This is a genomic window from Meridianimarinicoccus roseus (assembly GCF_003172915.1).
GTDB lineage: Bacteria > Pseudomonadota > Alphaproteobacteria > Rhodobacterales > Rhodobacteraceae > Meridianimarinicoccus > Meridianimarinicoccus roseus.
Genome location: NZ_QGKU01000029.1, coordinates 22,488 through 44,295, shown reverse-complemented (window position 1 = coordinate 44,295; position 21,808 = coordinate 22,488). Strand labels below are relative to the sequence as shown.

General features: G+C 66.8%; 18 protein-coding genes. 13 read left to right on the top strand and 5 right to left on the bottom strand.

The window, feature by feature from the left end; translation table 11 throughout:
* Positions 1-7: 7 nt before the first annotated feature.
* Both miaB and irrA read right to left on the bottom strand, forming a co-directional pair.
* A complete protein-coding gene (gene miaB / locus DKT77_RS07200) occupies positions 8-1,369 on the bottom strand; it encodes a tRNA (N6-isopentenyl adenosine(37)-C2)-methylthiotransferase MiaB (protein WP_109811039.1) in 1,362 nt (453 codons plus the stop codon).
* Positions 1,370-1,472: 103 nt separating this feature from the next.
* On the bottom strand, positions 1,473-1,907 hold the full coding sequence (irrA, locus tag DKT77_RS07195; protein WP_109811038.1) for an iron response transcriptional regulator IrrA: 435 nt from the start codon (positions 1,905-1,907) through the stop codon (positions 1,473-1,475).
* Positions 1,908-2,133: 226 nt separating this feature from the next.
* Here irrA and fabA point away from each other — a divergent pair, with 226 nt between their 5' ends.
* From fabA to DKT77_RS21430, 8 genes are all read left to right on the top strand, one after another.
* Complete coding sequence (fabA, locus tag DKT77_RS07190) at positions 2,134-2,646, top strand: bifunctional 3-hydroxydecanoyl-ACP dehydratase/trans-2-decenoyl-ACP isomerase (protein WP_109811037.1); 513 nt, start codon at positions 2,134-2,136, stop codon at positions 2,644-2,646.
* A 36-nt stretch (positions 2,647-2,682) separates the two neighbouring features.
* Complete coding sequence (fabB, locus tag DKT77_RS07185; protein ID WP_109811036.1) at positions 2,683-3,909, top strand: beta-ketoacyl-ACP synthase I; 1,227 nt, start codon at positions 2,683-2,685, stop codon at positions 3,907-3,909.
* A gap of 6 nt (positions 3,910-3,915) precedes the next feature.
* The gene (locus tag DKT77_RS07180) at positions 3,916-4,704 is read left to right on the top strand and encodes an enoyl-ACP reductase FabI (RefSeq protein WP_109811035.1); all 789 of its coding nucleotides are present in this window, start codon (positions 3,916-3,918) and stop codon (positions 4,702-4,704) included.
* A 141-nt stretch (positions 4,705-4,845) separates the two neighbouring features.
* Positions 4,846-8,199, top strand: a complete 3,354-nt coding sequence (locus DKT77_RS07175) for a transglutaminase family protein (protein ID WP_109811034.1) — start codon at positions 4,846-4,848, stop codon at positions 8,197-8,199.
* A 4-nt stretch (positions 8,200-8,203) separates the two neighbouring features.
* The gene (locus DKT77_RS07170) at positions 8,204-10,621 is read left to right on the top strand and encodes a circularly permuted type 2 ATP-grasp protein (protein ID WP_238547735.1); all 2,418 of its coding nucleotides are present in this window, start codon (positions 8,204-8,206) and stop codon (positions 10,619-10,621) included.
* Between the two features lie 7 nt (positions 10,622-10,628).
* Positions 10,629-11,522, top strand: a complete 894-nt coding sequence (locus DKT77_RS07165; RefSeq protein ID WP_109811033.1) for a transglutaminase family protein — start codon at positions 10,629-10,631, stop codon at positions 11,520-11,522.
* A gap of 303 nt (positions 11,523-11,825) precedes the next feature.
* Complete coding sequence (locus DKT77_RS07160) at positions 11,826-12,815, top strand: isopenicillin N synthase family dioxygenase (protein WP_238547734.1); 990 nt, start codon at positions 11,826-11,828, stop codon at positions 12,813-12,815.
* Positions 12,816-13,125: 310 nt separating this feature from the next.
* On the top strand, positions 13,126-13,554 hold the full coding sequence (locus tag DKT77_RS21430) for a TfoX/Sxy family DNA transformation protein (RefSeq protein ID WP_109811032.1): 429 nt from the start codon (positions 13,126-13,128) through the stop codon (positions 13,552-13,554).
* On the opposite strand, the gene ndk is transcribed toward DKT77_RS21430, so the two are convergent.
* Positions 13,521-13,943 carry a nucleoside-diphosphate kinase gene (gene ndk / locus DKT77_RS07150; protein ID WP_109811031.1) on the bottom strand — a complete coding sequence of 141 codons (423 nt, stop codon included), beginning with the start codon at positions 13,941-13,943 and terminating at the stop codon, positions 13,521-13,523. The two genes, DKT77_RS21430 and ndk, sit on opposite strands and share 34 nt — an antisense overlap.
* A gap of 129 nt (positions 13,944-14,072) precedes the next feature.
* Between ndk and DKT77_RS07145 the strand changes: the two genes are divergently transcribed.
* From DKT77_RS07145 to DKT77_RS07135, 3 genes are all read left to right on the top strand, one after another.
* Positions 14,073-15,929, top strand: a complete 1,857-nt coding sequence (locus DKT77_RS07145; RefSeq protein ID WP_109811030.1) for an ABC-F family ATP-binding cassette domain-containing protein — start codon at positions 14,073-14,075, stop codon at positions 15,927-15,929.
* Between the two features lie 4 nt (positions 15,930-15,933).
* Positions 15,934-16,557, top strand: coding sequence for a MarC family protein (locus DKT77_RS07140; protein WP_109811029.1), 624 nt, complete (start codon positions 15,934-15,936; stop codon positions 16,555-16,557).
* Between the two features lie 75 nt (positions 16,558-16,632).
* Positions 16,633-17,214: a retropepsin-like aspartic protease family protein gene (locus DKT77_RS07135; protein WP_109811028.1), complete on the top strand. Its 582-nt coding sequence runs from the start codon at positions 16,633-16,635 to the stop codon at positions 17,212-17,214.
* 288 nt (positions 17,215-17,502) lie between these two features.
* Here DKT77_RS07135 and DKT77_RS07130 read toward each other — a convergent pair whose 3' ends face one another.
* Together DKT77_RS07130 and DKT77_RS07125 are read right to left on the bottom strand one after the other, a co-directional pair.
* Positions 17,503-17,973, bottom strand: a complete 471-nt coding sequence (locus tag DKT77_RS07130; protein WP_109811027.1) for a DNA polymerase III subunit chi — start codon at positions 17,971-17,973, stop codon at positions 17,503-17,505.
* 7 nt (positions 17,974-17,980) lie between these two features.
* On the bottom strand, positions 17,981-19,462 hold the full coding sequence (locus DKT77_RS07125) for a leucyl aminopeptidase (RefSeq protein ID WP_109811026.1): 1,482 nt from the start codon (positions 19,460-19,462) through the stop codon (positions 17,981-17,983).
* 130 nt (positions 19,463-19,592) lie between these two features.
* Between DKT77_RS07125 and lptF the strand changes: the two genes are divergently transcribed.
* Complete coding sequence (lptF, locus tag DKT77_RS07120) at positions 19,593-20,717, top strand: LPS export ABC transporter permease LptF (RefSeq protein WP_238547733.1); 1,125 nt, start codon at positions 19,593-19,595, stop codon at positions 20,715-20,717.
* Complete coding sequence (gene lptG / locus DKT77_RS07115; RefSeq protein ID WP_109811024.1) at positions 20,714-21,808, top strand: LPS export ABC transporter permease LptG; 1,095 nt, start codon at positions 20,714-20,716, stop codon at positions 21,806-21,808. The genes lptF and lptG overlap by 4 nt, the downstream gene beginning before the upstream one ends.

Genomic DNA, 21,808 nt, shown 5'->3' with positions numbered 1-21,808 from the left:
CGAAATGTCACGCAGGCGAAACAATCGGACGGGCGCCTGCCTCGTCGGGCAGCACCTGTCCGCGCAGCGAATTGGGCGCGCTTTCGACGATCCGCACCGGCACGACCTGCCCTATCAGCGACCCCGGAGCATCGGCATGGACCGCATGCAGATGCTCGGACTTGCCGACCAACTGGCCCGGCAACCGCCCCGCCTTTTCGAAAAGAACGGTCGTCTCGCGCCCGACCATCGCGTCCTGTGCGGCGCGCTGTTGTTCGGTCAGCAGCGCCTGCAGGCGCGCAAGCCGCTCGCTGGCGAGGTCGGGGTCGATCTGCGGCCGGTCGGCGGCCGGCGTTCCGGGCCGGGTGGAATACTTGAACGAATAGGCCTGCCCGTATCCGACCCGCCGCACCAGCGCCAGCGTGTCCGCGAAATCCGCCTCTGTCTCACCGGGAAAGCCCACGATGAAATCGCCCGACAGCAGCAGGTCGGGCCGCGCCGCGCGCAGCCGGTCCACCAGCGCGACATAGCTGTCGGCGGTGTGCCTGCGGTTCATCGCCTTCAGGATGCGATCCGAACCGGATTGGACCGGCAGGTGCAGGTAGGGCATCAGCTTGGGGCAATCGCCATGCGCGGCGATCAGGTCGTCATCCATGTCGTTCGGGTGCGAGGTGGTGAAGCGCAGGCGCGCCAGCCCGTCGATCCCGGCCAGTTCGCGGATCAACCGGGCGAGACCCCATTCGCGCCCGTCCGGGCCGACCCCGTGATAGGCGTTCACGTTCTGGCCAAGCAGCGTGATCTCGCGCACCCCGCGGTCCACAAGCTCGCGCGCCTCGTCCAGCACACGGTCGGCCGGGCGGCTGACCTCGGCCCCGCGTGTATAGGGCACGACACAAAAGGCGCAGAACTTGTCGCAACCCTCCTGCACGGTCAGGAAGGCGCTCGGCGCACGCCGCGCCTTGGGCCGGGCCGCGAGGTGCTCGAACTTGTCCTCTTCGGGAAACTCGGTGTCCAGCGCCTTGGCCCCTCCGCGCGCCCGTGCCTCGAGTTCGGGCAGACGGTGGTAGCTTTGCGGACCGACGACAAGATCCACCAGCGGCTGGCGGCGCATGATCTCGGCCCCTTCGGCCTGGGCGACACAGCCGGTCACGCCGATCTTCAGATCCGGGCGGGTCGCCTTCAGCCCCTTCATCCGGCCCAGTTCGGAATAGACCTTCTCTGCCGCCTTCTCGCGGATATGGCAGGTGTTGAGCAGGATCATGTCGGCATCGTCAGGCGTGTCGGTGGCGACATAGCCCGACGCGCCCAGCACCTCGGTCATCCGTTCGCTGTCATAGACGTTCATCTGACAGCCGTAGGTCTTGATGAAGAGCTTCTTCGTCTCCGGCATCGGGCGCACTTTCACGAAAACGCGGTTTGGGGCGCTTTACACAAAGCACCCGCGCGCTGCAATCACCCTGCCCGCACCTCCGGCGCAGGCGCCCGGAAACGGATCAGACGCGGCGCAGGCGGATGACGACGTCGACCTTTGCGATCTCTGCGCCCTCGGGCGGGGTCGGCAGGCTGTGGATCTCAAGTTCGCTCGCCGGAGCGTCGGTCAGTTCGGACGTGTCTTCCCAGTAGAAATGCGGATGATCGTCCGTGCGAGTATCGAAATAAGACTTCGTGCCGTCCACCGTCACTTCCTGCATCAGCCCCGCATCGCAGAAAGCGCGAAGCGTGTTGTAGACCGTGGCCAGTGCGACCTTCTCGCCGCTCTGGACGACTTCGGCGAACAGGCTTTCAGCGGTGACGTGACGGTTCTGCCCGTCTCCTACCAGAAGCTGCGCCAGCATCACGCGCTGCCGTGTCGGGCGCAGCCCGGCCCGGCCGAGCCAGTGGGCGGCATTGTCCGTTGCGATATCGGAAGGATGGGAATGAACTGCCATGGGGAGTATATAAGGTGCGCACACCCTCTTTTTCAAATGAAATCCGGTCACAGGGTAACCACGACCCGGCGCCGCGCCGGGTGATGGCACCGCAGCGCGGCACCCAAGACACCGGACCAGAGCGCGCCCGGGTGCGCCGGTGCGCCGTCCGGGTGCCCTTGCCAGTGGTCCGACGCCGGTGCTATTGGACACGCCAAACATGCAAGATCCGGGGGGACAACACCGTATGGGTGACTATCCGACGCATTTCGACAAGGACGGGCTGCTGGCCTGCGCACGCGGCGAGTTGTTCGGTCCGGGCAATGCGCAGCTTCCCGAACCGCCGATGCTGATGATGGACCGGATCACCGACGTGTCAGCCGACAGCGGCGCGCACGGCAAGGGGCATGTGCGGGCCGAACTCGATATCGTACCGGACCTGTGGTTCTTTCCCTGCCACTTCCCCGGCAATCCGGTCATGCCGGGCTGCCTGATGCTGGACGGCCTGTGGCAGTTGACCGGTTTCAACCTGGGCTGGCGCGGATGGCAGGGCCAGGGGTTCGCGCTTGGCGCGGGCGAGGTGAAGCTGTCCGGCATGATCCGCCCCGACCGCAAGCTTGTCAGCTACGAGGTGGATTTCACCCGCGTGATCGACCGCCGCCTCAAGATGGGCGTGGCCGATGGCCGAGTGCTTGCCGATGGCGAGGTCGTCTGCGTCGTTTCCAACATGAAAGTCGGTCTGGCCGCTGCCGAAGGCTGACCGCCCCGCCGCTCCAGCAATAGTGAGGAGAGCAGTATGCGCCGCGTCGTCATCACCGGACTCGGGATCGTTTCCCCCATCGGCAACACCGCCGCTGAGGTGCGCGACAGCCTGTATCACGGCCGCTCGGGGATCCGCCCCGAACCGGTCTATGCCGAAAACGGCTTTCGCAGCCAGATCGCCGGTATCCCGCAGATCGACCTTACCGAAGCGGTCGACAAGCGCCAGTTACGCTTCATGGGGCCGACGGCCGCCTATGCCTATCTTGCAATGCAGCAGGCGATCGAGGACAGCGGCCTGACCGAGGCCGAGGTCAGCAACGACCGCGCGGGTCTGGTTGCGGGCTCTGGCGGGCCGAGCACGTCGAACTTCTTTACCGCGCACAACATCGTCAAGGACAAGGGCGCGCCGAAGCGGATGGGCCCGTTCATGGTCACGCGCTGCATGTCGTCCACCGTGTCGGCCTGCCTCGCGACGCCGTTCAAGATCAAGGGCGTGAACTATTCCATCACCTCGGCCTGTTCGACCAGCGCGCATTGCATCGGCAACGGCGCGGAACTGATCCAGATGGGCAAGCAGGACGTTATCTTCGCCGGCGGCGGAGAAGAGGTCGACTGGACGCTGTCGTGCCTCTTTGACGCCATGGGCGCAATGAGCAGCAAGTACAACGACACGCCCGAAACCGCCTCCCGGCCTTTCGACGCGACGCGCGACGGGTTCGTGATCGGCGGCGGCGGCGGCATGGTCGTGCTGGAGGAACTTGAGCACGCGAAGGCGCGCGGCGCCAAGATCTATGCCGAAGTGACCGGCTACGGCGCGACTTCAGACGGGTACGACATGGTCGCTCCTTCCGGCGAAGGCGGCGAGCGGTCCATGCGTCAGGCGCTGGCCACCATCGGCGACCGCAAGGTGGACTACATCAACGCGCACGGCACCTCCACGCCGGCGGGCGACGTGACCGAAGTGGAGGCCGTGCGCCGGGTCTTCGGGCGTGGAAGCACACCCCCGATGTCGTCCACCAAGTCGCTGACAGGTCACAGCCTCGGCGCGACCGGCGTGCACGAGGCGATCTACAGCCTTCTCATGATGCAGGACGATTTCATCGCGGCCTCGGCCAATGTCACCGAACTCGATCCGGCGCTCGATCCGGCCGAGATCGTGACCGAACGGCGCGACGGCGTCAGCCTCGACACGGTTCTGTCCAACAGCTTCGGTTTCGGCGGCACCAACGCCACGCTCATTCTCAGCAAATATCACGGATAGAATTGAATGCCTGACCTGATGAAAGGCAAGCGCGGGCTTGTCATGGGTGTCGCCAACGAGCGGTCCATCGCCTGGGGCATCGCCCGCGCCATGGCCGACGAGGGGGCGGAGCTTGCCTTCTCGTACCAGGGCGAAGCGTTCGGCAAGCGGGTCGAACCGCTTGCCGCCAGCGTGGGGTCGGACATCCTTGTCGATGTGGACGTGACCGACGATGCGTCGCTGGACGCTGCCTTCACTGCGCTGGCCGACAGGTGGGACCGGCTGGATTTCCTCGTCCATGCGATCGCGTTCTCGGACAAGTCTGAACTGACCGGGCGCTTCATCAACACCAGCCGCGCCAATTTCCTGAACTCCATGAACATCTCGTGCTATTCGCTGATCGAGGTGGCGCGCCGCGCCCATCCGATGATGACCGCGGGCGGCACGATCCTGACCCTCACCTACCAGGGGTCCAACAAGGTCACGCCGTTTTACAACGTGATGGGTGTTGCCAAGGCGGGGCTGGAAAGCGCCGTGCGCTATCTTGCCAATGACCTTGGCCCCGAAGGCATCCGCGTGAACGCGATCTCGCCCGGTCCGATGAAGACGCTGGCGGGGGCCGCGATCGGCGGCGCGCGAAAGACCTACAAGACCACAGAGGCGAACGCGCCGCTGCGCGCCAATGCCACGCTGGAAGCGGTGGGCGGTACGGCGGTGTACCTTGCGTCCGACTACGGCGCCTGCACCACGGGCGAAATCGTCCATGTGGACGGCGGCTACCATGTGCTCGGAATGGCGCAGTCCCAGAACCTCTGACGGGGTCCGCCCGGACCCTGCTTGAAACATGGGCAGAAACGCGCAACCCCGCGATTAACCTTGCGGGGCGGCGCATATGGTGCGTTGCGTTTGACCCGCGACCGTCGCAGGCTGCCCCCGACGCAGCCAGAAAGAGGCCCCATGTCAATCACGGCGAGTATCTACCACCTAACCCATTACAAGTACGACCGACCCGTCACGCTCGGGCCGCAAGTCATCCGGCTTCGCCCGGCGGCGCATTCGCGCACGCGGGTCATCTCGCATTCGCTGAAGGTCTCGCCCGGCCCCTATTTCGAGAACCACCAGCAGGACCCATACGGCAACTGGCTGGCGCGCTACGTGTTTCCCGAACCCGTGCGCGAGTTCAAGATCGAGGTGGACCTCGTCGCCGACATGTCGGTCTACAACCCGTTCGACTTTTTCGTGGAGGAAGTGGCCGAGGAGTTTCCCTTCGAATACCCGCAGGACATCGACATCGACCTGTCGATCTACCGCCAGCCAGACCCGGCCGGGCCGCACCTGCGCAAGTTCCTTGCATCAATCCCGCGCGGAAAGCAGCGCACCATCGACTTCCTCGTGGGGATCAACAGCCGCCTCGCCAACGAGATCGGCTATGTCATCCGGCTTGAGCCCGGCGTGCAGACACCCGAAGAGACGTTCGAGACCGGCAAGGGTTCGTGCCGCGACACAAGCTGGCTTCTGGTTCAGGCACTGCGGCATCTCGGGCTCGCGGCGCGGTTCGTGTCGGGCTACCTGATCCAGTTGAAGCCCGACCTAAAGGCTCTGGACGGTCCGTCCGGCACAGAGGTCGACTTCACCGACCTGCACGCCTGGTGCGAAGTCTACCTGCCCGGCGCGGGCTGGATCGGGCTGGATCCGACCAGCGGCCTGCTGACGGGTGAAAGCCACATCCCGCTGGCCGCCACGCCGCATTACCGCAACGCCGCGCCGATCTCGGGCGGGTTCACCGCCGACGGTGCGCCCGAAGTCGATTTCGACTTCGACATGCAGGTGCGGCGCACGGCGGAGCATCCGCGCATCACCAAACCGTTCTCGGACGACGCCTGGACGGCGCTGAACCGACTGGGCCACGAGGTCGACGCGAGGCTTGCCAAGGGAGACGTTCGCCTGACCATGGGCGGCGAGCCGACCTTCGTGTCGATCGACGACTTCGAAAGCGCCGAATGGAACAGCGACGCCGTCGGGCCGACCAAGCGGGTGCTGGCCGACAAGATGATCCGCCGCCTGCGCGACCGTTTCGCGCCGGGCGGGTTCCTGCATTACGGTCAGGGCAAATGGTATCCGGGCGAGACGCTGCCGCGCTGGACCTTCTCGCTCTATTGGCGGGGGGACGGCAAGCCGATCTGGACCGATCCCGACCTCGTGGCCGAGGAAGGCAGAAAACGCGACGTGGGTCCGGCCGAGGCCGAGGCGATCCTTGCCAGCATGGCGGACGAGTTGGGCGTACCCCGCGACAACATCCTCGCCGCCTACGAGGATCCGGCCGAATGGATGCTGCGCGAGGCGAACCTGCCCGAAAATGTCACGCCGGAAAACTCCAAGCTGAAGGACGCCGAGGAACGCGCCCGCATCGCGCGGGTCTTCGAACGCGGGCTGACGCAGCCCGCTGGCTTCGCGCTGCCGGTGCAGAAATGGCAGGCCCGGTCCACCAGCGGCTGGCGGTCGGAACGCTGGAAGCTGCGGCGCAAGTACCTGTTCCTGGTGCCCGGGGACAGCCCGGTGGGCTACCGTCTGCCGCTCAATAGCCTGCCCTATATCGCGCCGGTGGCCTTTCCCTATACCTATCCCGCCGACCCGAACGAGGATCGCGGCCCCCTCCCCGACCCGGTGCGCACCCCCGCACCCGGCGAAGGGCCGGACGGGCATGGCCAGCCGCGCGCCAGCTTCACGCCCGACACCCCGCACGCGGCCCAGCGCGAACAGCGCCCCGGCGCGCTGAGCGAACTGGACGGCCCGGTGCGCACCGCCCTGTCGGTGGAACCGCGCGACGGGCGGCTGTGCGTGTTCATGCCGCCGGTCGAACGGATCGAGGATTACCTGGAACTGGTTGAAGCCGCCGAAACCGCCGCGCGCACCCACAAATTGCCGCTGCACATCGAAGGCTATGCGCCGCCGCATGACCCGCGCATGAACGTGATCCGCGTCGCGCCCGACCCCGGCGTGCTGGAGATCAACATCCACCCCGCCGCAAGCTGGGACGAATGCGTCGCCACCACCGAAGCGGTCTATGAAGAGGCGCGCCAGTGCCGCCTTGGCGCGGACAAGTTCATGATCGACGGGCGCCACACCGGCACGGGCGGGGGCAACCATGTCGTCGTCGGCGGCTCCACCCCGATGGACAGCCCGTTCCTGCGCCGCCCCGACCTTCTGAAAAGCCTGATCCTCTACTGGCAGCGGCACCCGTCGCTCAGCTATCTCTTCTCGGGGATCTTCGTTGGCCCGACGAGCCAGGCCCCGCGCATCGACGAGGCGCGGCACGACACGCTGTACGAGCTGGAAATGGCGCTCGACCAGATCATGCCGCCCGACCAGGGGATGCCGCCGCTGCCCTGGCTGGTGGACCGGCTGCTGCGCAACAGCCTGATCGACGTGACCGGCAACACCCATCGGTCCGAGATCTGTATCGACAAGCTCTATTCCCCCGACGGGCCGACCGGGCGGCTCGGCCTCGTGGAATTCCGCGGCTTCGAGATGCCCCCCGATCCGCGCATGAGCCTTGCCCAGCAGGTGTTGATCCGCGCCATCATCGCGCGGCTGTGGGAGGCGCCGCTGTCGGGCCCGCTGACGCGCTGGGGCACGGCGCTGCACGACCGGTTCATGCTGCCGCACTATGTCTGGGCGGATTTCGAAGACGTGATCCGCGATTTGCGCCAGCATGGCTTCAACGTTGAACCTGACTGGTTCAAGGCCCAGGCCGAGTTCCGATTCCCCTTCTGCGGCGAAATCGACGCCGAGGGTGTGAACCTCGAGATCCGGCAGGCGATGGAACCCTGGCACGTGCTGGGCGAAACCGGCGCGATTGGCGGTACCGTGCGCTACACCGACAGTTCGGTCGAGCGTATCCAGGCCCGGCTGACCGCCGCGGACCCGGCGCGCTATGTCGTCACCTGCAACAAAAGGCAACTGCCGATGAAACCCACCGGCGCGAACGGCGTATCGGTCGGTGCGGTGCGCTACAAGGCCTGGCAGCCGCCGCTGGCGCTGCACCCGGTGCTGCCGGTCGATGCGCCGCTGGTGTTCGACATTTTCGATACCTGGACGGGCAAGGCGATGGCGGGCTGCACCTATCACGTGGCGCATCCCGGCGGGCGGTCCTACGACACGTTCCCGGTCAACGGCAACGAGGCCGAGGCGCGCCGCCTTGCGCGGTTCCAACCACACGGGCACACGCCAGGCGCCTATGCGCCACCCGCCGAGACGCCGCATCCGGAGTTTCCGATGACGCTCGATCTGCGGCGGCGCCCGGGATTGTGAACCGGTGACCGGGCGGGGGGAACAGATCCGCGACGACGACCTGGCGCGCCTGCTGCAGGCGTATCGCCGCACGGCGGGTCAGGCGGACGAGCTGGTCCTTCCCGACGGCAGCCTGCGCCCGGTCTGGCGGGACATGGCGGCGCATCTCGCGCGGCTCAGCCCGTCCGAGATCGCCCTGCGCTTCGCGCGTGGCGACCGCTACCTGCGCGACGCGGGGGTGTTCTACCGCAAGTACGACACCAGCGGCCCGGCGGAACGCGACTGGCCGCTCAGCCATGTGCCGGTACTGATCGCCGATGCCGAATGGCAGCAGATCACCGACGGGCTGAAGCAGCGCGCCGACCTTCTGGAACGGGTCGTCGCCGACATCTACGGCGAGAACCGGCTGGTCGCGGACGGCTTCCTGCCCGCGTCGCTGATAGCGCAGAACCCCGGCTGGCTGCGCCCGCTGGTCGGTGTGGAACCACCCGGCGGGCATTTCCTGAACTTCGTCGCGTTCGAGATCGGCCGCGGGCCCGACGGCAAGTGGTGGGTGCTGGGCGACCGGACCGAAGCCCCGTCCGGATCCGGCTTCGCGCTGGAAAACCGGACCGCGACCTCGCGCATCTTTCCGAATTTCTTCGCACGTAGCGACGTGCGGCGGCTGGCCGGTTTCTTCCGCGCTTTCCAGCAGGCGATGGAGCCGCAGCGGGGCGAGGACGGGCAGAAGGGCCGCATCGCGATCCTGACGCCAGGCCCGATGAACGACGCCTATTTCGAGCACACATTCATCGCGCGTCATCTTGGCCTGCTGCTGACCGAGGGCGAGGATCTGACCGTGCGCAAGGGCCGGGTGCTGGTTCGCACGGTGGACGGGCTGCACCCGGTATCGGTGCTGTGGCGGCGGCTCGATGCCGTGACCTGCGATCCGATCGAACTGGCCTCGGCCAGCCAGATCGGCACGCCCGGGCTGGTGGACGCGGTACGCCAGGGCGGTGTGCGGATGGTCAATGCGCTTGGCACCGGGATCCTCGAAACCCGCGCGCTGCTGTCCTTCCTGCCAAAGATCAGCCGGGCCTGGACCGGCGGCCCGCTGGCGCTGCCGAACATCGCAACATGGTGGTGCGGCCAGCCGAGGGAACGCGACCACGTCCTCGCCAACCGCGAACGGATGATGATCGGGTCGGCCTATGCCACGCGGCTGCCGTTCGATGCGGGCGACGGCACGTCGATCGGCGGCGGAATGGACACCGGCGCGCTGGCGCGGCGCTTCGCCAGCGAGGGGCGCGACCTTGTCGGCCAGGAGGCGGTGACGCTGTCCACGACGCCGGTCTGGTCCGATGGCGGGCTGGTCGCGCGCCCGATGGTGCTGCGCGTTTTTCTGGCGCGCACCCGTGACGGTTGGCAGGCCATGCCCGGCGGCTACGCGCGGATCGGCAGCGGCGCCGACACCGCCGCCATCGCGATGCAGCAGGGCGGCATGGTCGCAGATGTCTGGGTCATGGGCGCGGCCGGACGCGCGGGCGGACAGATCACCGCTGCCCCGTCCCTGTTGACCGAAGCGCACCCGCAGGAAGCCGAAGCCCTGCCCAGCCGGTCGGCCGACAACCTGTTCTGGCTGGGCCGCTATCTTGAACGGGCCGAGGGCAACATGCGCCTGTTCCGGGCGTATCACGACCGGCGCGGCGGCGGGCTGTCCTCGGACCAGCCGCTGATGCGCGCTGTGCAAGGACTGATCGCCCCCGGCAGCGGCGAGGCAACGGTCATGCCGCGCCAGTTGGCTCGGAGTTTCGACGATCCGCTGGAGGCCGCGCTGACCTGCGGCAGCCGGGTGCGCGACCGCTTCTCGGTCGATGGCATGATGGCGCTGCAGGATCTCGTCGCAGCCGCGCGCAAGATGTCGGCAACGCCGATCCCTCCCGACGACATCCCGCGCAAGGTGTCCGTGCTGCTACGCAAGATCACGGGCTTTTCCGGCCTCGTGCACGAGAACATGTACCGGTCCACCGGCTGGCGTTTTCTCAGCCTCGGGCTGTCGCTGGAACGTGCGGCCAACATGTGCACGCTGCTGGCCGAACTGGCGCGCGACGATGCACCGGACGGCGCGCTCGACCTGCTGCTGGAACTGGGCGACAGCGCGATGGCGCACCGCACGCGCTATGCCGGTGCGGCCACCCCGACCAGCGTGTCGGACCTGATGGCGTTGGACGATTCCAACCCGCGCGCCGTGCTCTACCACCTGTCGCGTGCCAAGGCGCATATCGATCACCTGCCGGGATCTTCGGAACATGGGCGGCTGGCACCGATGGCGCGGCTGGGCCTGCAGATCCACACTCGGCTGGCTGTGGAGACGCCGGACACACTGACACCCGCGAAGCTGACCGGTCTGCGGCTGGGCCTGTGGCGGCTGTCAGACCTGATTTCAACAACCTACCTGCACTGAGCGCGCCATGCGGTATGACATACGCCTGCGGATCACCCATGATTACCCCGGCGCCGCGGGCACCGGGCGGCACCAGATCCGCGTGGTGCCCGCCGACATCGCCGGGCGCCAACGGCTGACGGTTCAGCAGCTAGTGGTGACGCCCGCGGCGGCCGAATACGCCACGCGGCGGGACTTCTTCGGCAACACGGCGACCACGGTCATGCACGACACCCCCCATGCCCGCATGAGCATCGCCATGCGCGCTCAGGTCGAGATTCTGCCCCGCAGCGGTGATCTGGATGTGTCTGCGGCCCTGACGGACCTGCCGGGCGACATCGCTTCCGTCACCTCGCTTTCGGCGGAGGCACCGCATCACTTCCTCGGCCCGTCGCCGCGCATTCCGGCCGATGACGGGATGGCCGCCTATGCCCGTGCCTGCCTGTCGCCGGGCATGACCGCGCGCGGCACGGTGCAGGCGATCGGCGCACGGCTGAACGCCGACATGGCCTTCGATGCGCAAGCAACCAACGTGGACACCCCCGCCAGCGAGGCGTTCGCAGCGCGGCGCGGCGTGTGCCAGGACTTCACCCATATCATGATCACATGCCTGCGCAGCCTTGGGGTGCCTGCGGGCTATGTCAGCGGCTACCTGCGCACCGAACCGCCCCCCGGACAGCCGCGACTGGACGGCGCAGATGCGATGCACGCCTGGGTGCGCGCGTGGTGCGGGACGGATGCGGGCTGGGTGGAATACGATCCCACCAACGCGATCACGCCCGCCGCCGATCACATCGTGGTCGCGGTGGGGCGCGACTATGACGACATCGCGCCGGTGCAGGGCATACTGCGCACGGCGGGCCCGAATGTCAGCACGCAGGCGGTGGATGTGATTCCCGTCAGCGACAACGTCCTGCGCTGACCGTCGGCGCCGAAAGACACATCGCCGATTTCACAATTGCCGCCCTCTTGAACGGGCGGGGCGGTTCTGCACAAAAACCGTTCAACCACCCACGGTGGCGGCAGAAGCGCAGCCTGACCCGCGAGGCCCGGCTATGCGGAGGCGGCGCCACTTGGCAAGGTGACATTGCCGGATGGTTCGCGGTGTCCTCCTTGCTCCTCCCTTGTGTGGATGCCGCGAACTTCCGGCGCGACCGGAGTAGAAGCAGTCAGGCGCAGCGCGCCAGGTCATTGCTCCAGCCCCTTATGCTGGATGGAGACTGCCATGACTTCCCGACTTGACGAACTGGACCGCGAGACGCGGATCGGCGGCATGGGCCGCGAGCGCGACCGCGAGGTCGCGCTGATCGACCTGACCGATTTCGACACCCGCAAGGCCGAGATCGCCGACGAACTGTGGCAGGCGGCGACCGGGCTGGGACTGTTTCAGCTGACAGGTCACGGCATCCCGATGGCCCGAATCGAAGAAGCCTTCGCGCTGTCCGAAGCCTTCTTCGCGCTTCCCGAAGCGGAAAAGGCGCGCATGCCACTGAAGCCAGGCACCAACGCAGGCTGGGAATTCAAGAGCCAGGTGCGCCCCTCCACCGGCACGCCGGACCAGAAGGAAAGCTACCAGATCACCCGCCCGCGCATGGACGGGCTCTGGCCGGACGAAGCCGCGATACCGGGGTTCCGCAACACGATGCTCGCCTTCGAGCGCGCGAACTGGGACGTGGCGATGAAGGTGCTGTCGTGCTTCGCGCTGAAGATGGGACTGGACGAGCCGTTCTTCACCGGGCACCACGATCCGGCAAGCCCGGAATACCAGTCCACGCTGCGGTTGATCCACTACCTGCCGATGACCGATGCCAAGCCCGGCGATTTCGAAGGCTGGCGCGCGGGGGCGCATACCGATTTCGACTGCCTGACCCTTCTGCACCAGAAAACCGGACAGGGCGGCCTGCAGGTCTGCCCCGGTGCCGAGGCCGAGGGCGGAGACTGGACAAACGTTGCGCCGGTCACAGGCATCATCACCTGCAATATCGGCGACATGCTGATGCGCTGGTCCGACGATCGGCTGCTTTCAAACCCGCATCGTGTGCGGATGCCCCGCCCCGACGAATATCTCGGCCCGCGCTATTCGATCCCGTTCTTCGCGCAGGCCAACCGGGATGCGATTCTTCAGGGGCCGCTGGGCAAGTACCCGCCGATCACCGCCGCCGACTACATCCAAAACCGCCTTGCCGCCAATTTCGAGGCGCTGAAATCGCGTTAGACGTGCAGGGACTGCGACCTTGGTTGTGGTTTTCAGACGACAGGATGGCGGAGAACCATACTTTGGTAACCATTGTTCGTCAAAAGTCTGGATTTTGTAATTTTATTAGTCTGTCATGGGGGTGTTAAGAAGGAGTGTCCCCCATGTCCCAATCCAGCGACCAAACCCCGCCACGCCAGACCGTTCCGCCGATGGCGCGCCGCCCGCGCCCGGACCCGGTGAAACCCTACCAGTTCAAGGACTGGGCGATGATCTGATCGCGGCGCCATGACCGCTTGCGGACCGGCCTCCGGCGCGGTCTCATGCAGCCATGACGACCCCGATCACGACCATTCGCAATCTGGGGGCGGCGATGCAGTCCGCCTTCGCCGCGGCCGGTGTGCCCGATGCGGAAACCCTGCGCGATCTTGGCCCCGATGCTGCCTATGGCAGGCTTCTGGACCGCGGCAGTCGTCCGCATTTCATCGCATATCTTGCCGTTGCGATGGGGCTGCAGGGCCGCCACTGGAACGACGCGCGCGGCGACGAGAAGTCAGCCCTGCGCCGCCGCTTTGACGCCCTCAAGACCGGCGCGCGTCCGGAGGGCATCGGCCGGAACGTGGATGGCCCGGGCACCGACCGGCAGTACACCGAAGGCCCCAACGCGAAGGGCCGCACCCATCTGGATGCGGCCCTTGCGGAAATCGGGGTGATCGAAAGATCCGGTCAGCCGACCAATTCGAGACCCGAGAAGAAATAGGCGATCTCGACCGCGGCGGTTTCCGGTGCATCGGACCCATGGACCGAATTCTCGCCGACGCTTTCGGCGAACTCGGCGCGGATCGTGCCCTGTGCCGCGTCGGCCGGGTTGGTCGCGCCCATCACTTCGCGGTTCTTGGCGATTGCGCTTTCGCCTTCCAGTACCTGAACGACCACCGGACCGGAGGCCATGAATTCGCACAGTTCATCATAGAACGGACGTTCGGCATGCACGGCGTAGAAGGTTCCGGCCTGCGCCTTGGTCAAATGAATCCGCTTCTGCGCGATGATGCGCAGCCCCGCTTCTTCGAACTTCGCGTTGATCTTGCCCGTCAGGTTGCGCTTGGTGGCATCGGGTTTGATGATCGACAATGTGCGTTCGGTGGCCATACTGATACTCTTTCCGCTTGCGTCGCGCGGGCCCCTTGCCCACGGTTCGGTCGCTGGCCTGCTATCACGCGCGCGCAGCGTTGAAAAGCCGCGATTGACGGCCAGCCCCGCCTGCGGCACAGGGGGCGCATGCTCAGGATAAGTGACATTTCGTATTCCGTCGAAGGCCGCCCTCTTCTGGAAGGGGCCAGCGCGGACATCCCCACCGGCCACAAGGTCGGTCTGATCGGCCGTAACGGAACCGGCAAGACGACCCTGTTCCGGCTGATCCGGGGCGAGTTGACGCTGGAAGGCGGCACGATCAGCCTTCCCTCGCGAGCCCGGATCGGGGGCGTGGCGCAGGAAGTGCCCGCTTCGGCCACATCGCTGATCGACACGGTGCTGGCCGCCGACACCGAACGCGCGGCGCTGCTGGCCGAAGCGGAGGCCGCAACCGATGCCACGCGCATCGCCGAAGTGCAGACGCGGCTGGCCGATATCGACGCGTGGTCGGCGGAAGGACGCGCCAGCGCGATCCTGAAGGGGCTGGGGTTCGACGATCGCGAACAACGGATGCCCTGTTCGGATTTCTCGGGCGGCTGGCGGATGCGGGTGGCGCTGGCGGCGGTGTTGTTCGCGCAGCCCGACCTTCTGCTGCTGGACGAACCGACCAACTACCTCGATCTCGAAGGCGCGGTGTGGCTGGAAAGCTATCTGGCGAAATACCCGCACACGGTGCTGATCATCAGCCATGACCGGGGGCTCCTGAACCGCGCCGTGAACGGCATCCTGCACCTCGAGAACCGCAAGCTGACCTTCTACCAGGGTCCTTACGATCAGTTCGCCCGACAGCGCGCGGAACAGCGCGCGGTGCAAGCCGCGCAGGCCAAGAAGCAGGAACTTCAGCGCGCGCATCTGCAAAGCTTCGTGGACCGTTTCAAGGCCAAGGCCAGCAAAGCCAAGCAGGCGCAGTCCCGCGTCAAGATGCTGGAGAAGATGACGCCGATCACCGCGCCCGAAGACGCGGCGACCCAGGTCTTCACCTTTCCCCAGCCCGAGGAACTGTCGCCGCCGATCATCAACCTCGAAGGCGCGCAGGTCGGCTATGGCGGGCCGCCCGTGCTGTCGCAGCTGTCGCTTCGGATCGACCAGGACGACCGGATCGCGCTGCTTGGCAAGAACGGACAGGGCAAGTCCACGCTGTCCAAGCTTCTTTCCGGACGGCTGTCGGCGCAGTCGGGCCGGATGATCACCTCCACCAAGCTGCGTATCGGCTATTTCGCGCAGCACCAGGTGGACGAATTGCACGTCGACGAAACGCCGCTGCAGCACCTTCAGCGCGAACGGCCCGAGATGCCACAGGCCAAGCTGCGCGCCAAGCTGGCGGGATTCGGGCTGGGCGCTGACCAGGCCGGCACGGAAGTGCGCCGCCTGTCGGGCGGGCAGAAGGCGCGCCTGTCGCTGCTGCTTGCCACGCTCGATGCCCCGCATCTGCTGATCCTCGACGAGCCGACCAACCACCTCGACATGGAAAGCCGCGAGGCGCTGGTATCGGCGCTGTCGGACTATACCGGCGCGGTGATCCTCGTGAGCCACGACATGCACCTGCTTTCGCTGGTGGCCGACCGGCTGTGGCTGGTCAGCGACGGGCGCGTGACCCCCTACGAGGACGATCTCGACGCCTATCGCCGCATGCTGCTGGCGGGCGATCCGAAGCCCGATGCCGACAAGACCGCCAAGGGCAAGCCGGAGGTCAAGCGCCTGTCACGCGACGCGGTGCTCGCACTGCGCGGCGAGGTCCGCAAGAGCGAGGAGCGCGTGAACAAGCTGAACGACATGCGCGACAAGCTGGCGAAGAAACTGGCCGATCCAACGCTCTATGGGCCCGAAAAGATCGGCGAGGCCGAGGTCTGGCAGCGCAAGTATGCCGAAGTGATGACCGCGCTGGACCGAGCCGAGGATCTTTGGCTGAGCGCGCAGGAAAAGCTGGACCGGGCGGAGGGCTGAGCGAATGGACATGGCATCGGCACTGACCAGCTTCGTCACCCTGCTGGTCGTGATCGACCCGATCGGCACCGCGCCGATGTTCGTGGCACTGACCGCGGGCATGGCACCGGCCCGGCGCCGGATCGTCGCCCTGCGCGCTTGCCTGATCGCGGTTTTCATTCTTACCGTGTTCGGCCTTGCCGGCAACACGGTGCTGGAATCGCTCGGCATATCGCTGCCGGCCTTCCGCATCGCGGGCGGTCTGCTGCTGTTCCTGATCGCGGTGGACATGCTGTTCGAAAAGCGCACGAAGCGAAGGGAAGACCGCGCGCAGGAAGACGATGAACACGACCCATCGGTGTTTCCGCTGGCGACGCCGCTGATCGCGGGGCCCGGCGCGATGGCTGCGATGATCCTGCTGAACACCGGGACCGATGTCGGCTGGCTCGACAAGCTGGAGGTTCATCTTGTGATGCTGGGCGTTATCGCTTTGGTGCTGGCGATGTTCATGATCGGCGGGCTGATCGAGAAGGCGCTGGGACGCACCGGCATCCTCGTGGTCACGCGGCTGCTTGGCATGTTGCTGGCCGCGCTGTCGGTACAGTTCGTGCTGGACGGACTGGACGCGCTCGGCGTGATGCCGGGCTGACCGGGCCGCCCCTGCAAATCGGTGTGCGAACGCCTATGTGGTGAGAAAGCGCCGCATAACCGCCGAGAGTCCGCCATGACCGCCGACAGCATCGCATCGCTGATCTACCTGAGCCTTCTGGGCACGGTGATCGCGGGTTACTTTCTGCTCGCCAACCGGCACCGCATGGGCAAGATCGCCCAGCAGGGCGCGATCTGGGCGCTGATCTTCATCGGCGTCGCCGCGGGCGCGGCCTTGTGGGACGACATCCGCAGCACCTCGGCCAGTCTCCAGTCCGTGTACCAGCAGGGCGACCGGATCGAGGTGACGCGCAGCCCGGACGGCCACTACCATCTGACGCTCGGCGTGAATGGCACGCCGGTCGAGTTTCTCGTCGATACAGGCGCGAGCGAAATGGTCCTCAGCGTGCAGGACGCCGAGCGCGTCGGCATCGCCCATGCCGACCTGCGCTTCACAGGCCGTGCGGCGACGGCAAACGGCACGGTGCAGACCGCGCGGATAACGCTGGACCGGGTGGAACTGGGCGGGCAGGTGGACCGAAACGTGCCCGCGCAAGTCAGCGGCGGGGCGATGCCCGCTTCGCTTCTCGGCATGACATACCTGTCGCGCTTCGCGTCGTTGTCGATCACCGGCGATACGCTGACGCTGATCCGCTGAGGCGGCAGTCGGCCCGACGGGACGTGCACGTTCCAAAACGCGCGGAGGGTGCACGTACCGCTGTGGCACATGCACCCCCACCCGGTCCGCAAGGCGGGGAATGACCTTGGTCCCGGCACACGATGATCAGACCGCGGCGCGCCACGCAGGACGCATCGTCGCTTCGGTTCGGGCCTGCCACCCAAGCGCCGCCCGCGAACTGATGAAATGGTTCTAGCCCGCCTGCACCACGCCTTATGTGCGCGAAGGCACACTAAACGCTAAAAGGGTAAAAACTGTTCCGGGCGGCTAGCCTGCAGCGTCGACCGACCGTTCCATCGCCCAGCGGCCCGACGCTTCGGACCAGTATTCCGCGCCAAGCCCGGCCCCGGTCAACGCCTTCCACTGGCCCCGCGCATGGTCCAGCGCAGCGGTGTCATGACCGTCGAACAGGATGAAGGCGCGATCGACCTGCGCGGCCTCCTCGGGCTGGACAGGCGCGCCTTCGACGCTCATCAGGCAACTTATCCCGTCATGCAGCGCATCGCCGTCACACAGCAACACGGGTTGCAGCGCATCATGCGGTCCGCCCGCCAGCCCGTGTGGCAGGAACGGATCCTCGCCCGACAGCCACAACTTTTGGTCGAACCAGTCGGCCCGCGCCGCATCGGGGCAGCGCAGCTGTACCCGCATTCCGGCATCGACGGCGCGGCGCAGCAGGCGGGCCAGCGTCTGTTCCACCGGCGCGCGGGTCAGGTGGTAGAAGCGCAGCACGCCCATGCCTTGCTCAGCCCTCGTAGCGGTCCGCCACCAGCCGGTCCAGCGCCAGCACGCCCCAGCCGGTCGCGCCCTTCGGGGCGAACCGCCCCGGTTCAGGCGGCAGCGCCACGCCCGCGATATCGAGATGCATCCAAGGCACCGTGTCACGCACGAAGCGTTTCAGGAAATGTGCCGCGGTGATCGCACCGGCCGCGCGTCCGGCGGAGTTGCGCATGTCCGCAACGCGGCTCTTGAGCGCCTTTTCGTAAGCGCTGTCCAGCGGCAGGCGCCAGGCGCCTTCGCACTCCGTCGCGGCGGCCTTCAGGAACGCGTCAGCAAGCCCGTCATCGGTTGAGAAAACCGCCGCCTTTTCGTGGCCAAGACCGACGATCACGGCGCCGGTGAGCGTCGCCAGATCGACCATCGCGGCGGGTGCGAACCGTTCCTGCGCATACCACAGCACGTCAGCCAGAACGAGCCGCCCTTCCGCATCGGTGTTGATCACCTCGATCGTGTCGCCCTTCATGGATCGGATCACGTCGCCGGGGCGCATCGCGGCCGCGTCCGGCATGTTCTCGACCAGCCCCACAAGCCCGACGACATTCGCCTTCGCCTTGCGCAGCGCCAGCGTGCGCATCACGCCCGACACAACGCCCGCGCCGCCCATGTCGGCGGTCATCTCTTCCATGCCCATGGCGGGTTTGATGCTGATGCCTCCGGTATCGAAGATCACCCCCTTGCCGACCAACGCCAGCGGCGCCGCGTCGCCCCCGCCGTTCCAGCGCATGACGACGACCTTGGACGGGTTTGCGCTGCCCTGCCCCACCGCCAGCAGCGTACGCATCCCCAGCTTTTCCAGTTCAGGCTCGTCCAGGACCTCGACCTCAAGGCCGATTTCCCGCATCTCGGCCAGGCGGTCGGCGAAGGCGGTCGTGGTCAGCACGTTTGCGGGCGCGTTCACCAGATCGCGGGTTAAGAACACGCCCTCGGCCCGCGCCGCATTGCCCGACGCGGCCAGCGCCATGTCGTCAGGCCGGTTCGCCATGATCCGCACCGGGCCGGGCGCGCCCCGTTCCTCGTCGCTGTCGGAGGGGGACTTGTGGTCGGTGAAGGCATAGTCGCGCAGCGCAAGCCCCAGCGCGATCTGCGGCGCCTGCGGCAGCGCACCGGCCAGCACCAGCAGGGGCCGCGTGCCGCGCGGCGCCGCAATGGCCGCCCCGGCCCGGCGCGCGGCGTCGTCCGAGGCGCGGCGGTCCAGCTTGACGACCTGCACCGCATCGGCCTGCATCCCTGTCGGGAAGGCCAGATCGAACCCCGCGCCGACCGGCAGATCGGCAAAGCGGGCGCTGTCCACCGCCCGTTCCAGCGCCCCACGCGTCAGCCGGTTCACCCGCCGCGCGGGCTGGCCCAGCGTTCCGTCAGGCGCGACGAAAACGGCGACGCGCCCCTCGGCCCCAGCGATGTCGTCCAGCGAGAGGGGCTCGAAACGGATGTCGGGGGGCGTGGTCATGGCGGGCCTTTCGCAAATTATGAACGCTTTCTACCTAGTGGCCCTTCGGCAGGTTGACCAGAACCCGTTTTCCATCGGCGCAGGATCGGCTAAGACCGTAAGAAAAGGCAGTGGCAGACAGGAGCAGGGCTTGGGGCGGTTTGACAGATATATCCTGTCGCACCTGATACGCGTTTTCGGCTTCTTCGCGCTGGTGCTGGTCGGGATCTACTGGGTCAACCGCGCGGTGATCCTATTGGACCGCTACTTGTCCGAAGGACAATCCGGCGGCATGGTGCTGGAACTGACCGTACTCAGCATCCCGGCGATCATGACGATCGTGCTGCCCGTCGCGGGCTTCGTCGCCGCCGCCTACACCACGAACCGGCTGCATGCCGACAGCGAACTGGTCGTGGTGCAGGCCACCGGCTACAGCGCCTTCCGGCTTGCACGGCCATTCGCCGTCTTCGGAATGCTGCTGGCCGGGCTGATGCTGGCACTGGGGCATCTTGTGGTGCCGCTCAGCTTCCAGCAGATGAGCCGGATCGAGGCCGAACTGGCCGAGGCGATCTCGGCCCGGCTGCTGGTCCCCGGCACCTTCCAAAGCCCGACGGACGGCGTGACGGTCTACGTTCGCGACATCGCCTCCGATGGCACGCTGGAAGGGCTGCTGGTGACCGACCGCCGCGAGGGCATCCGCGAGACGACCTATTCCGCCCACCGCGCGCTTCTGGTGCGCCATGACGAAGGCCCGCGGCTGGTGATGTTCGACGGCATGGCGCAGACCATCGACACGCGGACCGGGCGGCTGGCCACCACCGTCTACGACAGTTTCACGGTGTCGATCGGCACGCTGGTCAGCGCGCCCGCCCAGCGGCGGCTGGACTACCGCGCGCTGCCGACCCTTTCGCTGCTCAGCCCGACGCCCGAGATCGTGGAACGCAGCGGGCGCAGCGAGGACTACCTGTTCCGCGAGGCGCATCTGCGCGTGACCGAGGCGCTGCTGTCGGTCGGCGCGGTGCTGGTCGGCTTCTCGGCATTGATGCTGGGCGGGTTCAGCCGGTTCGGGCTGTGGCGGCAGATCCTTCTGGCGGTGCTGCTGGTGGTGGTTGTCAAGCTGACCGACAACGCCGCCATTGACGTGGCGCGCGAAGACCCGGCGAACTGGCCGGCGGTCTACCTGTCCAGTGCCTTCGCGCTTCTGCTGAACCTGCTGCTGCTGTGGCTGGGCAATGGCAGCTTCGGCGCTTGGATCCATCGAAGGCAGGCCGCATGACCCTGCACCTTTACTTCGCGCGCAAATTCCTGACGACGTTTCTGGCGCTGATCGGCGGCTTCACCGTGTTCATGTGGCTGGTGGAGCTTCTCGAACACATCCGGCGTTTTGACAGCGGCAGCGTGGGCTTCGGATACCTCGCCTACATGGCGTTGTTGCACCTGCCGGAAGTGCTGTACCAGATCCTCGCACTGGTGGTGCTGCTGGCCGCCATCGCCATGTTCATCGGCCTTGCCCGCACAAGCGAGCTTGTCGTGACACGCGCCACCGGGCGCTCAGCGCTGCGCAGCCTCGCCGCGCCGGTGCTGGCCGCATTGCTGCTCGGCACCGGCTTCGTGGCGATCGGCAACCCGCTGGTCGCGGCCCTGTCCAAGGAATACCGCGCCGAAGAGAATCGCTTGCGCGGATCTGAACGCATCGTGTCGGTGAGCCGCGAAGGACTCTGGCTGCGGCAAGGCAGCGCCGAACGGCAGACCGCGATCCACGCCGAAAGCGCCAATCTAGACGGCACGCAACTGTTCGGCGTCACCTTCTTCGGCTTCGACCGCAGCGATGTGCCGCTCTACCGGCTCGATGCGGACGAAGCGGTTCTGTCGGACGGCGCGTGGATCGTACGCAACGCCAAGCGCTGGGATTTCACCACGGGCCTGAACCCGGAGGCCACCGCGACCGCCGAAGCCACAAGCTTCGTCGCAACCGACCTGACCCGCGACCAGATTCGCGACAGTTTCGGCACGCCTTCCGCGATCCCGATCTGGGATCTGCCGGACTTCATCGCCAAGCTGGAGAACGCAGGTTTTTCGGCCCGCAGCCACCGGGTGTGGTTTCAGGCCGAATTGGCCAAGCCGCTGACCTTCGTCGCGATGGTGTTGATGGGCGCGGTGTTCACGCTGCGGCATACCCGGCTTGGGCGCACCGGGCTGATGGTGCTGTTCGCCGTGCTGTCTGGGTTCGGGGTCTATTTCACCGCCAATCTCGCCCAGGTGATGGGCGACAGCGGCCAGATCCCTGTCGGGCTGGCGATCTGGGCCCCACCATCGGCCGCGATCCTGATCGCGCTCGGCCTGCTGCTGCATTTCGAGGACGGATGA